Below are 12,926 nucleotides of genomic sequence, written 5' to 3'. Positions count from 1 at the left end.
CATGCTGTATCGCCGCCGGTTCCTCTCCTTCGCCGCGACCGGCGGTGGCGCCCTGTGGATCAGCCCGTACATGGCGCTCGCTTCGGTGGCGACCGACCGGCGTTTCGTCTTCATCATCCAGCGCGGGGCGGCCGATGGGCTCGACATGGTGCGGCCGGTCGGCGATCCGGCCTATGCCGCCCTGCGCGGCAAGCTCGTCGGCGATCCGTCGGCTTCGATCCGGCTCGATGGCATGTTCGCGCTGCACCCGGCCATGGTCGAGCTCGGCCGGATGTATGCGCAGCAACAGGCGCTGTTCGTGCATGCGCTGGCCTCGCCGTATCGCGACCGCTCGCATTTCGACGGCCAGAACGTGCTCGAGACCGGAGGCACCCTGCCGTACCAGGTCAAGGATGGCTGGCTGAACCGACTGGCGGGGCTCCTGCCCGGCCCCGGTTCCACCGCACCGGCGGCAATCGCGCTGGCGGCGACAGTGCCGATGGCGCTGCGCGGCGCCGCTCCCGTCACCTCGTACGAGCCGTCGGGACTGCCGCCGGTTTCGGACGACCTGATGGCGCGGGTCTCGAGGCTCTACGACGCCGACCCGCAACTGCATGCGCTCTGGTCCGCGGCGCTGGATGCGAAGGGGCTGGCGGGCGGCGCGATGCCCGGCCAGGATCCGGCCAGTCTCGGAGCACTTGCGGCCCGGTTCCTGACCACGCCCGAGGGTCCGCGCATCGCGATGATCGAGACAGCGGGCTGGGATACCCACAGCGCCCAGGCGCCACGGCTGCATGCCCGTCTTGCGGGGCTGGATACGCTGCTCGCGGCGTTGCAGCGCGGCCTCGGCGCCGAATGGTCGCGGACGGTCGTGTTGGTGGCGACCGAGTTCGGCAGGACGGCCGCGGTCAACGGCACCGGCGGCACCGATCATGGTACCGGGACGGTGGCGATGCTGGCGGGCGGCGCGATCAAGGGCGGCCGGGTGCTGGCCGACTGGCCCGGGCTGGCTCCCGCGTCGCTCTACCAGGATCGCGACCTGCGACCCACCCTGGGGCTCGATGCGGTGATCGCGGGTGTCGTCGGCGAGCATCTTGGCCTCGATCCGTCGCGGGTGCGGCAGGAGCTGTTCCGCATGACGGGCCAGGGCCATTCCACCGGCAGCCCGGTGCTTGGTCTCGTCAGGATCTGAGGCTGCTGGATCGATCGATCGCAGGACTCTGCCGAGTGTCTCCTAGCTGGGCATGGCACTGCACATGCGTGTCGCCGCGCACTTGTTCGGACGTCGCGTAGTTCGGAGGGGCGTTCGTACTGAGCCGATTGCCAGGGAAGACACTGGAAGACCCTTGCCCTGAAGGGCCGAAGCTCACCATGTTATGATTTCATGACATCTGTCGGGCCCGGACCATGAAAGATCCTCTCTGGGAGGCGACCTGGGCAGCGGTAAGTCCGCATCTTCGTGAAAGCGACCTGATGCTTCTGCCGCCCGGGGATTGGCCGCCATCCGTGGCGACGCGCACCTACAAGAACGAGATCAGGATCGGCAGGGCGAACGTACTGATACTGCACAAGGCTAACCTGGCCTGCCTCGACAAGAAGACCTTGCGCGGGATCATGCGGACATGGCGGTTCCTGTACGCCAACGAGGTGTTCGTCTGCTTCCGGAAAGAGCATCTCGAGATTCCGAAGCCGCAACCGATCATCGAGGATCGGCATGCCTGCACGCTTCATGAATATCTGCACTCGTCCTTCCGGAAGAGAATCAGGAACACGGTGTTTTTCTGCCATATTCCGAAGACCGCCGGAACCTCGATCTGGGAGTTCCTGAGCAACAGGGTCGTCGCCAGTATCTACTACGAAACGTTCGAGAGCTTTCTCGCCAATCCGCCACGGCCGGGCGAATATGATCTTGTCGGTGGCCATGTGCCCTTGCCGCTCCTGGCCGCCCATGCCGGGCCGGACGATCGTCTGGTCGGGATTGTCCGTGACCCGGTGCTGCGGTTTCGCTCGGCGTTCATGCATAGCAGACGCCAGGCCGAGGACCCGTCGACCTTCTCGCCGGTCATGCAGGCCATGCGAGACCTGCCGCTCAGGCAGTTCCTCGAAACACGGGACGGACACATGGAGCTCAGGCAGCAGTTGCTGATGCTGGGGTTCGACTTCGCACGTGGCTACAGCGCCGAGATGGACGAGGAAGTGTTTCAAAACGGCGAACGGGCTCTTGCCGACAAGCGGTGCCTGTTCCGTACCGTTGGGCAGGTCGATGCCTTCGCGCAGGATCTTGCGGACATGCTGGCAATTGCCGCTCCGTCGAATACCCTGGGTTTCAGGAACGTGCTCGATACCGGCGCATCAACAGAGGCACTGGCCGAGTTCGACGAAGCGGCACCGACGGTCGCGAGCGGATGCGACTGGGACCGGAAGCTTTATGCTCTGGTTGCCGCTCGGTACCCTGGTTAGGGCTGCCCGGGCGAACAATAACCTGGGGCCGGCTGTCGACGGTCGATAGCGGGCCTGCACCTGCCCTCCCTTGATAGCGCACCAATGGTTTTCGAAAACATCACGATGCCACGGACTTGATGGTGCTTTCCTGATGTTGGCCTGACATCTTCATCTTCCTGTCCAGCCGTGATTGTCCCGACCTCCTTGGCCGGCATGGTCGGATTACGAACCCGGACACGGCCGGCCCGGCTCTCATCTGCAAGGTGACATGTCTGACGTTGCTCGGGTGCGCCGCAAAGACAGGCCTCCACCAGCACGACTGACATGACCCAGGCAGCTTCTTGACGCGTTCGTGCTGCTGGCACCGGGCTATGTGGCGTTCTCGCGGGCGTTTGTCGGACCAGGGGATGCCTACAAGATGCACAACCTGTCCTGGCCAGGCTTCGTGCAGAGTTTCCTGCTGGTGCAGACGTTCACGTTGGCCAAGCTGGGCGAATGGAACGGGCCCTCGTGGTCGCTCAGCGCCGAACTGCTGGGCTACCTGATGTTCCCGCTGATGGCCTTCGTGCTGTTGCGGCAGAAGAGCGCGCTGCTGCTCAACGTGGGTGCAGGATTGTGCCTGGTGGCCCTGACGGCGGCGATGATAGCGGGACACCATGCCAACAATAACCCGACCGGCATCTTCGGGGCGGTGCGGATGATCTTCTGCTTTACCGCGGGCATGCTAGCGCATCGTGCGATCGAGACCGGCAAATCGATTGGCCCCCGGGTCGGCACCATGATGACGATCGGCGCGATCGCATTCATCGCGATCACGCTGCTGGTGCCGAGGTTCGCGACGCTGGAGCCGTTCGCGTTTCTCATCCTGATCGTCGGACTGGTTCAAAAGGCGGGCCCGGTGGACTGGCTCTTGCGCACTCGCCTGTTCATGTGGCTCGGCGCGATCTCGTTCTCGTTCTACATGGTGCAGGAGACGCTGTTCCGGATCTTCCTGTGGGCGTTCGAGCCTGCACTGGAGACGGTCTCGGTGCCGGTGCGCTACCTGGCATTCGGCGCGATGATTGCGAGCTTCCTGATGATCGCCTGGGCGTTGAACGTCGTGGTCGAAAAGCCGTCGCACCGCTTCGGCCGTGAGTTTACCGGCCGGCTCCGCAGGCGGATTGCCGTCGTCCGGTCTGAATTGGTCAGCGTCAACGCGAACTGACACCACCGCGATACCGGGACAGGCTGTCGCGGTGTCTGCAGGCTCAGGCGCCGAGCGCCTTCAGGTCGGGCGCGATCGGTTGCGAGGCTGGAAGAGGATGCGGCTCGTCGGGGAGCGTCGCGACATAGGTCAGTGCGCCGAGCGAAGCGCCGAGCGAGAAGTGCAGGAACAGCATCGCCTGGCGGAACGTGGCCTCGCCAAGCGCCACGGCAACCTGGTGCGGGTCGGCGTGCGCGAGATGCAGGCCGAAATCGAGCAGGATATTCAGCGCAGCGACCGGGAGCATGACCATGAGCCAGATCGCTGCGTAGCGCAGTGCGAAACCGCGCATCGCGATGATGCTGCCGCGCCAGCCGGGCCGGCGCCTGCCGATAGCGAGGATGGTGAAGTACGGAACCTGGCGGATGATCGCCCACAGGATGACCAGGCTCACGACAGCAGGCAGGATCAGCAGCAGGTGTGATGCGCCGGCGCTCTTGGTGGCGGGCCGGAGGACGAGCAGCAGTTCCGGCAGCGACGAGATCGCCAGGACCGGGATTGCCCATAGGTAGGTGAGCAGAAGAAGCCCGAGATATTTCCAGAATGGGCGCTTGAAGAAGAACGGGTCGAATGTCTCGCGCAGCAGCAGATGGCGGCGCCACGAGATGCTGAACGAGAGCAGGAACTTCAAGCCGAGCAGCCAGGCCAGTGCCCCACCGGCGATGACGTACCACGGGGCAGCCAGCACCGCCTGCAGCCGGTCCATCATGCCGTGGGCGGTTCCGATCACCCGGTGATAGAGAAACTCGGCCGTGACCAGGAAAACGATCGGCGGCCAGATCGCCTTGGCATGCAGGATCCGGTGCCGCCACAGAAGCCGGTACGTCCGGGCGACGGTGGCGAGCATCGGCAGGGCTTCGTTAGGGCGCATCCACGCTAAACTGCGATTGTCTCGCGTGGGTTCCCTGCGGGTAGCCTAGGCGGCGGCCGTCGCGCGGTGCGGCAGCTTCCAGCCCGGCCTGACGAAGTGGCAGGTGTAGCCGTTCGGCAGGCGCTCGAGATAATCCTGGTGCTCGGGCTCGGCCTGCCAGAACGGGCCGGCGGGGGCGATCTCGGTCACGACCTTGCCGGGCCACAGGCCGGACGCCTCGACGTCGGCGATGGTGTCCTCGGCGACGCGGCGCTGCTCGTCGCTGGTGTAGAAGATCGCCGACCGGTAGCCGGGACCGCGATCGTTGCCCTGGCGGTTGAGCGTGGTCGGGTCGTGGATCTGGAAGAAGAACTCCAGCAGCGTGCGGAAGTCGGTCTTGGCCGGATCGAAGATGATCTCGATGGATTCAGCGTGGTTGCCATGGTTGCGATAGGTCGCGTTCGGCACCTCGCCGCCGGCGTAGCCGACTCGGGTGCGGATCACGCCGGGCTGCCGGCGAACCAGATCCTGTACGCCCCAGAAACAGCCACCTGCCAGAACGGCACGTTCTTCGGTCATGTGTAGGTCCTCCATCTTGTGCAGATATGGGGCATTGGCGGCGATCGTCCATGGGGTCGGCAGCGGAGAGCATAGGCGATGATCGGACTGGAAGTGTGCGTCGATACGATCGACGGGCTCCGGCAGGCGGTGGCGGCGGGTGTGGCGCGGATCGAGTTGTGCGGGCCGCTGGCGGTCGGCGGGACGACGCCGCCGGTGGGGCTGGTCGAGGCGGCGCGGGGCTCCACGGTGCCGGTCTATGCGATGATCCGGCCGCGCGATGGGGATTTCGTGTTCTCGCCGGCGGACGAAGCGGCGATGCTGGCGGAGATCCGGTTCGTGCGGATGGCCGGGCTGGCCGGGGTGGTGCTGGGGGCGTCGCGGGCGGACGGGACGCTGGACGAGGCGATGCTGGCGCGGCTGTCGATGGCGGCAAATGGGCTCGGGCGGACGCTGCACCGGGCGTTCGACCTGGCGCCCGATCCGCTGGCGGCGCTGGAGACGGCGATCGGGCTCGGGTTCGAGCGGGTGCTGACGTCGGGCGGGGCGCCGCGCGCGGTGGATGGCGCGGTGGTGCTGGCACGACTGGTGCGGGCGGCGGCGGGGCGGATCGAGATCATGGCGGGGTCCGGGATCACGCCGGACAACGTGGACGGGCTGGTGGCGGCATGCGGCGTGCGGGCGGTGCACGCGTCGTGCCGGAGCGCGGTGCCGGCGGATGAACGGCTGGCACGGTTCGGCTTCGGCGGGCCGGGGGTTGCGACCGATGGCGCGGTGGTGCGGGCGATGCTGGCGCGGCTGGCCGACTGCCCGCAGCCTGCTCCCGGAGGATATGCTCCGGAAGCAGATAGGGTGGGCGAATGACGGGCGCGCCTCCCCGCCTAAACTTGCCCCATGCCTCCGTCGACCTGCAGGTCCGAACCGGCCATGTAGCTGGACTCGTCGCTTATCAGGAACAGTGCCGCCGCCGCGATCTCCTCCGGCCGGGCCAGCCGGCCGAGCGGAACCCTTGCGAGTATGATGGCGCGAATGTCATCGGACACGTCCGCCAGCATCGGCGTCTCGGTCGGACCGGGGCTGAGGACGTTCACGCGGATGCCGAGCGGCGCCAGCTCCAGGGTCCAGGTCCGTACATAGGAACGCAAGGCTGCCTTGGTCGCGGCGTATGTGCCGTAGGGCGGATTGCCCAACTCGCTCGCGGTCGACCCGACGACGACGACCGCACTGCCCGCTCGCATGTGCGGGACAGCGGCTCGCATGGCGAGAAGCGGGCCGCGCACGTTCAGGACGAAATGCCGGTCGAAGAGTTGCGCAGTACTAGACAGGAGGGCTTCCGGTTCCGCGATGGCGGCGTTCAGGACCAGGGCGTCGATCCGGCCGTGCTCGGTAACGACTGCGGCGATCGCGCGCTCGATGTCGGCGGGGTCGGCTGCATCGGCGACGATGGGTCTGGCGCCGTGCCCGATCGTGGCGGCGGCGACATCGAGGTCGGCCTGGCGACGTCCGGTCAGGGACACGAGTGCCCCTTCGCTTGCCAGCCGGCTGGCGATGGCCAGGCCGATGCCGCTGGCGCCACCGATCACCAGGGCCACCTTGTTCGTCATGTTCGCCATCGAGGGTCTCCGTTGTACGAGGCCCTAGATATACCGTGGAGATCTGGTATCAATAACGCACCATGCATAGCGTAGATATCATCGAGGATACCTGTCGCGGCGGTGCGGTCGGACAGGCGCTGGCCGACCTGGCTCGCGCTCGCCCGGTGCTGGACAAGATCGCCGACAAATGGACGGTCCTGATCCTGACGGTGCTATGTCCCAAACCGTCCCGCTTCAACCAGATCAAGCATCGGCTGGGTGGGATTACCCACAAGGCGCTCGCGGATGCGCTCAAGCGGCTGGAACGCAACGGGCTGGTGACGCGCACCGTGTTGCCGACCCAGCCGGTGGGCGTCGAATACGCGATCACGCCGCTTGGGAGTTCGTTGCGTCAGCCGTTCGAGCAGCTTTGCGGCTGGGCGCTGGTGCATGCCGGCGAGCTCGAGGACGCGCAGCTTGCCTATGATCGTGCGAAAGAGGCCGGCTGAGCGGACGGGCGGTTCGGGCAGGCTCCTGAACCGTATTCGGCCTGCGTCGTCTGGATACAAGCCGGGCTAATTATGGTGCGTGCGATCTCAGGTCCGAGGTCCGGTGCGACGTTAATATCGGCGACTGCAGCGTTTAGCCGGGGTTGGTCTCCGGGTGGGATAACAGTGATGGATCATGCGGGTATCGGGGCTTAGGGTAATGGGCGGCTCCACCCCGAGCAGCCCGGCCGCGGTTTGCCGGCTTGCAGCCGCTTGCGCCGGTGTCGATTACCCGGTCATGCAGATCCTGCGATCACGCCCGCAGCGTACGCGCTGAACCCCGTGCTGCAGTTCGAGCTGCCACCAACCCGCTCTAAGGTGCCAGCCCAGCGAGTGCATGGGGCTTGAAGTTATACACGTCGATAACCTGATCATCGATGCGCCAGGTCTCGGCTGGCTTACCGAATGTGGCGAGAATCGTCGCCTGCGACATCGTCAGAGCCGACGGTTGATCCTTCGCCAGGAAGAATGTTCTTCCGGTCCAATTCTCGCTCGCCTCCCTGTACAGGTCGAGGTTGGTGAACCACCTGAACGGATAGAGATGATGCAATCCATCATCGATCAGGGCCAACGTCTTGATATTTCCATGCGAGAGCACGGTGGTGATCGAACTTTCCCAATAGCCACCATAGCCGTGCTTCAGATCGTGCGCTTCAAGTGACTCGACCAGACGCCAGGCCGCAGTTGAACCGATCGTCGGCCGCAAGGGCGCGTGGGCAATCGAGGTCGCCTCCGATGCGGTGGAACCAATGAAGGCTATTGTCACATAGAGCGCAAATACCGGAACGCGGGCATAGCGTCGTGCCATCAGGATCGTACCGAACACAGTGGCCGGCAGAAAGAAGCGGACACAACCCGGATCCGCGATCACGGCCGTCACGATCGAACTTGTCGTGCAGAGGATCAAGCCAGTCCATAACACCTGATCGAGACATGTCAACAGCCGACTTTCGGTCGCCCGGTTAGGCCAGACCCGTAGCTGGCGGATCATCTGCATGGCGACTTCCAGAACGACGAAGAGAAGAACCAGTAGAAAGGGGAACCGAAGCATGAAGATGTAGGGTCCAGTGGACAGCGTTCCCTCCAGCGCCTGACCGGAAAAGTCCGCGCCCATCAGTCGCATAAAGCTCTGCGCTGCAAACAAGATATGTCCCGGTATCTCATCGAAGGTGGAAAACTTGATGTCCAGCTGGACGAGGCTGAAGCCGCCTTGCAGCTAGATGGTTTGCAGGAGCTGGCCTTCCAAGATCATAGCTGCAAACGTAACGCCGCCTATCAAGAGGAGTGGCCGGTTGCTCCCATGCCTCTGAAGCCTGAGAAAACAGCTGACGATGACAGGCCCGCAACCGATCACGAGAAATATCGGGTCGGCGAAACTTCCGGTGGCAATGACGATGCCAAGGATCAACAGACGTGGCCAAACAGGCTTTATCGTTTCTTCCACAATCGATACAACGAGCCAGAAACCGCATAGCGCCAACAGGATCGTAAATCCATGCGAGGCGACATTGGTGAGGAACACCATCGCGGTATTGTCCCGCTGCACGGTGAGAGCCAGCAACGTCAGCGGTACCATGGCGGCGATTAATGCCGGACGCGCGCGCAAGCCGCGCATCGCCAGGGTCATGGCGACCATGATAATTCCTGCCCATATCAGGGCTTCAGCCACTTGCATCAGCACAGGACGCGGCCCGAAGATCAGGCTCAGGACTGCGGCCCCGAGCACATCCGTGGGTACATAGTTGTCGGGGGCCAAGACCCATCCGTGCAGGTTCAGGTTGCCATGGGCCATATCCAGGCCGGCAAGGAAATTGTTGGCATCGTCAGAGTTGCGCTCTACCTGGGATGCCACCGAAAACCTGAGCAGGCCAATCATCAAGACAGAAACGATGACGATCATGATGCGATAGACCGGACGGATTCTTTCGAACAGGACCGTCGAGATCCAAACGCCGCGCCAGGAGTGAACTGCCATATCGATAAAAGTCCTGGTAGCGGGATGCATCAGTCTCTATCACACGCGGCCCTGGTCGCCTACGAACCACGTCACCAGGCCGGTTCCAGACCGGAGATGGCGTTATTTTCGGATGTCGCACGTCGGCATGCTCGAGGGTCAACGGGTAACGGTCGTTCTACCGGCTTATGACGCGGGACAGGCATCAGCACGCACGGTGGCCGAGACCCCGCGTGGTATCGTCGATGATATCATCCGTGCCGACGACGCAAGTCGCGACATGTATACTCCACGTCTGGTGACCGCGATGGCCTCGATGATCGTGTCCGGTCATTACGACTGTTCAACTACCTGCTTACTGCAGTCGAGAATGTCCTGATCTCGCAAAAACCGAGCGAATACCACATCGGCTACCGAGCCTGGAGCCGGAAGGTGCTGGAGCGCGCGGCGTTACCGGCCTGCTCGGGCGATCTCGTCTTCGACAACGAGATGCTCGTTCAGGCGGTGCATTCCGGTTTCTCGGTCGGTGAGATCTCGTGTCCCACGAAATGATTTGCCGAAGCGTTTTCCATCACTTTCCGGCGCAGCACGATCTATGGGCTAGGCGTTCTGGCGACCGCGACGAGCTGATGGCTGAACCGAATGCGGTTTCGTCGGTCCCGGCTGTTCGAGGACCGATCCGCCGATCGTCTCATTCCGGCGTGACGTTCGACCAACCCGCTCCCGCACCCCGATAGCAGGCGAGGTGACACAGCCAGCCCGCTCGATCGCGCCCGACCATTCGTATAACGCCGCGTGCGTGCGCGGTCCGCCGCTACTGCTTGCGGCAGCCGTGGGCGTGGTCCTGGTCGCCTTGCTGCCGATGGGACTGCTCGTCGGGCGGTTCTGTCCGGGCATGCAGACCATCGTCGAGACCATGAGCAACAGTTTACGTCGGCAACTTCGCCCATGCGGGCCTTATCGCCGGGATCACCGGCGCTATGCCAATGCATTGGGTCCGTCTTGGCCTCGGCAATCTGGCCTTGGTACTTCTGGCGCTGCGTCTTGGACAGGTCGTGGCCCGGGCCGCCGCGGGTCCCGAAGCTGCTATAAAGGCAAAAGATCAGGCCGAACCTCGGACGGATGCCTCACAGCGCAAGCCCTATGCAGTTTGCGACGTTACGAGCCAGTTGGACCCCCTAGCCGGGCAACGCCAGGATCTCGGGGTCGTATCGGGCCACGTGATCGTAGTAGGCGCGCTCGGTGAGTTGGGATGCAGCGGGCTCGTCGGCGAGGACCAGGCAATTCGGGTGCGATTGCAGGGCGGTGCCGCTGATCATCGCCGTCATCGGGCCCTCCACGGTGAGGGCCAGCATCCGCGCCTTGCGGATGCCGGTTGCGACCAGCAGGATCTGTCGTGCGTCCAGGATGGTGGCGATGCCCATGGTCATCGCGCGTGGAGGGACGGCGTTGTCGTCGTTGCCGAACATCGCGGCGTTCTGCGTGCGGGTGTGCGGCGCCAGGGTGACGGCGCGGGTGCGCGAGGCGAATGCCGACAGGGGTTCGTTGAAACCGATATGGCCGGTCTCGCCGATGCCGAGCAGTTGCAGGTCGATACCGCCGGCATCGTGGATTGCGCTTTCGTAGCGCAGGCCCTCGGCCGCGTGGTCGGGGGCCATGCCGTCGGGCACGTGGGTGCGTTCGGGAAGGATGTCGACATGGTCGAACAGGAACCGGTCCATGTATTTGCGGTAGGAGCGCGGGTCGCTGGCCGGGAGACCGATATATTCATCGAGATTGAAACTGGCGACCTGGCTGAAGTCGAGCCGTTCCAACCGATGCAGGGCGGCGAGCCGGATATAGATGCGCTCCATCGTACGGCCGGTGGCGAGGCCGAGGGTGGTGCGCGGCCGGGCGCGAAGCTGGTCGGCGATCAAGCGCGCGACGAGCTCGGCGATCGCGGCGGCATCGGGGCGGACGACGATCTTCATCGGTGGACGGGCCTGCTGGGAAGGAAGATCCGCTGATGCAAGGATGCTCTCCAGCCACACGGCCGCGACGGGCCGGACGGGGCGGGTCGAACTGATTGCCGTATGCGGGTCGGATGGGCGGATTGCATGATGTGGTTTGGCTCTATCCGACGCGGGAAGCAACGATCCTACGAGGACGGCACACGCGGGGTCCAGCGATGGGCTGACCGGGACCGGCCCATCACCGGAGAGGATCATGATCGCGTTGCCATGGAAGGCGTCAGGACGCGGCGATACCACGCCGGTCGTTGCCGATAGCGGCTGAGGCGACTTGACCAGATCCTTGGACGAGCGCGCGGGTGTCGACCGACCAACGCCGGTGGTAACGCCGGACGGTGCGCTCGTCGCGGCGGCGAAACGGGTGCATCGTATGGCGGCGGCAACGATAAAATAATAATTCGTAGGGGAAGACGATGGCTGTGGATGCAGTGAAGCCGACGGGCGAGCAGTGGAGGCCGATCGCAACGATCGGGCTGTTGTTCTTTATCATCGGGTTCGTGACGTGGCTGAACGGGCCGCTGATTTCGTTCGTGCAGCTGGCGTTCACCCTGAACGAGGTGAATGCGTTCCTGGTGCCGATGGTGTTCTACATCTCCTACCTGGTGCTGGCGCTGCCGGCGTCGGCGATCCTGCGGCGGATCGGGATGAAGAAGGGGCTGGTGCTGGCGCTGCTGGTGATGGCGGTGGGGACATATCTGTTCGGGCAGTTCGTCTCGCTGCGCATCTATGCCGGCGCGCTGTTCGGGCTGTTCGTCCTGGGCGCCGGACTGTCGCTGCTGCAGACCGCGATCAATCCCTATATCAGTATGATCGGGCCGATCGAGGGTGCTGCACGGCGGATCGCGCTGATGGGGATCTGCAACAAGTTCGCCGGGCTGCTGGCGCCGATCGTGCTGGGCGCACTGGTGCTCCGCGACATGGGCGGGATCGCCGACCGGGTGGCGAATGCCGCCAGCCCGGAGGCGCGGGACGCGGTGCTGGCCGGGTTCGCACACTCGGTGTTCCTGCCCTATCTCGGCATGTCGGCGCTGCTGGTGCTGGCGGCGGCGGGGATCGCGCTGTCGTCGCTGCCGGATATCGACCCCGGGAAGAGCAATGCAGGCGGCAACGCCGGTTCGGCCACGCGCTGGCCGACGGCGCCGAATTTATGGTTCGGGATCCTGTGCCTGTTCCTGTATGTCGGCGCCGAAGTCATGGCCGGCGACGCGATCGGCACCTACGGGCGCGGGTTCCACCTGCCGCTCGACCAGACCAAGTTCTTTACCTCGTTCACGCTGGCGGCGATGGTGGTCGGTTATGTGGTCGGGTTCCTGCTGACGCCGCGTTTCGTGAGCCAAGAACGATACCTGGCCGGGTCTGCGGCGTTGGGGATCGTGCTGACGACGTGTGCCGCATTGACCCACGGGTATGTCTCGGTGCTGTGCGTCGCAGCACTGGGGTTTGCCAATGCGATGATGTGGCCGGCGATCTTTCCGCTGGCGATCCGCGGGCTGGGCGTGGCGACGGAAACCGGGTCGGCACTGCTGATCATGGGGATTTGCGGCGGCGCGGTGATTCCGCAGATCTTCGTGCATCTGAAACAGCATTTCGATTTCCAGATCGTGTTCTGGTGCGTGATGGCGCCGATCTATGGATACATCCTGTTCTACGGGCTGATCGGCGCACGCAGCATCCTGGCAACGAGAGCCGCGCACGCCTGACAGGCGGCCGGGCGATGGGTAGGGCGGGCGGGCGTCGGCGGGCAGCAGCCGTGCCGGCGCCTGGACTAC

12 protein-coding genes are annotated in these 12,926 nt (G+C 64.5%); 6 read left to right on the top strand and 6 right to left on the bottom strand.

What is annotated here, in order from left to right:
- Position 1 precedes the first annotated feature (1 nt).
- The 3 genes from HN018_RS09365 to HN018_RS09355 all read left to right on the top strand — a co-directional run bounded on the left by HN018_RS09365 (position 2) and on the right by HN018_RS09355 (position 3,625).
- Positions 2-1,171 carry a DUF1501 domain-containing protein gene (locus HN018_RS09365; protein ID WP_171834093.1) on the top strand — a complete coding sequence of 390 codons (1,170 nt, stop codon included), beginning with the start codon at positions 2-4 and terminating at the stop codon, positions 1,169-1,171.
- Between the two features lie 215 nt (positions 1,172-1,386).
- The gene (locus HN018_RS09360) at positions 1,387-2,439 is read left to right on the top strand and encodes a sulfotransferase family protein (protein ID WP_171834094.1); all 1,053 of its coding nucleotides are present in this window, start codon (positions 1,387-1,389) and stop codon (positions 2,437-2,439) included.
- Between the two features lie 334 nt (positions 2,440-2,773).
- The gene (locus HN018_RS09355; RefSeq protein WP_171834095.1) at positions 2,774-3,625 is read left to right on the top strand and encodes an acyltransferase family protein; all 852 of its coding nucleotides are present in this window, start codon (positions 2,774-2,776) and stop codon (positions 3,623-3,625) included.
- A 43-nt stretch (positions 3,626-3,668) separates the two neighbouring features.
- On the opposite strand, the gene HN018_RS09350 is transcribed toward HN018_RS09355, so the two are convergent.
- Entirely contained in the window at positions 3,669-4,535 is an 867-nt protein-coding gene (locus HN018_RS09350) for a hypothetical protein (RefSeq protein ID WP_171834096.1), read from the bottom strand.
- Positions 4,536-4,580: 45 nt separating this feature from the next.
- Entirely contained in the window at positions 4,581-5,093 is a 513-nt protein-coding gene (gene msrA, locus HN018_RS09345; RefSeq protein WP_171834097.1) for a peptide-methionine (S)-S-oxide reductase MsrA, read from the bottom strand.
- A gap of 78 nt (positions 5,094-5,171) precedes the next feature.
- Here msrA and HN018_RS09340 point away from each other — a divergent pair, with 78 nt between their 5' ends.
- On the top strand, positions 5,172-5,936 hold the full coding sequence (locus tag HN018_RS09340; protein WP_171834098.1) for a copper homeostasis protein CutC: 765 nt from the start codon (positions 5,172-5,174) through the stop codon (positions 5,934-5,936).
- Positions 5,937-5,953: 17 nt separating this feature from the next.
- Here HN018_RS09340 and HN018_RS09335 read toward each other — a convergent pair whose 3' ends face one another.
- Positions 5,954-6,685, bottom strand: coding sequence for an SDR family NAD(P)-dependent oxidoreductase (locus HN018_RS09335; protein ID WP_171834099.1), 732 nt, complete (start codon positions 6,683-6,685; stop codon positions 5,954-5,956).
- A 62-nt stretch (positions 6,686-6,747) separates the two neighbouring features.
- On the opposite strand from HN018_RS09335, the gene HN018_RS09330 reads away from it, so the two are divergent.
- Entirely contained in the window at positions 6,748-7,155 is a 408-nt protein-coding gene (locus HN018_RS09330) for a winged helix-turn-helix transcriptional regulator (protein ID WP_171834100.1), read from the top strand.
- Positions 7,156-7,507: 352 nt separating this feature from the next.
- On the opposite strand, the gene HN018_RS09325 is transcribed toward HN018_RS09330, so the two are convergent.
- The 3 genes from HN018_RS09325 to nagB all read right to left on the bottom strand — a co-directional run bounded on the left by HN018_RS09325 (position 7,508) and on the right by nagB (position 11,118).
- Positions 7,508-8,338 (bottom strand): hypothetical protein, encoded by an 831-nt coding sequence (locus HN018_RS09325; RefSeq protein WP_171834101.1) that lies wholly within the window; start codon positions 8,336-8,338, stop codon positions 7,508-7,510.
- Between the two features lie 72 nt (positions 8,339-8,410).
- Entirely contained in the window at positions 8,411-9,199 is a 789-nt protein-coding gene (locus tag HN018_RS09320) for a hypothetical protein (protein WP_171834102.1), read from the bottom strand.
- 1,127 nt (positions 9,200-10,326) lie between these two features.
- Positions 10,327-11,118 (bottom strand): glucosamine-6-phosphate deaminase, encoded by a 792-nt coding sequence (gene nagB, locus HN018_RS09310; protein ID WP_171834103.1) that lies wholly within the window; start codon positions 11,116-11,118, stop codon positions 10,327-10,329.
- A 452-nt stretch (positions 11,119-11,570) separates the two neighbouring features.
- Here nagB and HN018_RS09305 point away from each other — a divergent pair, with 452 nt between their 5' ends.
- A complete protein-coding gene (locus tag HN018_RS09305) occupies positions 11,571-12,857 on the top strand; it encodes a sugar MFS transporter (protein WP_171834104.1) in 1,287 nt (428 codons plus the stop codon).
- Positions 12,858-12,926: the final 69 nt, after the last annotated feature.

This window comes from Lichenicola cladoniae, from assembly GCF_013201075.1.
Lineage (GTDB): Bacteria > Pseudomonadota > Alphaproteobacteria > Acetobacterales > Acetobacteraceae > Lichenicola > Lichenicola cladoniae.
This window is presented reverse-complemented; position numbering and strand designations above follow the sequence as displayed.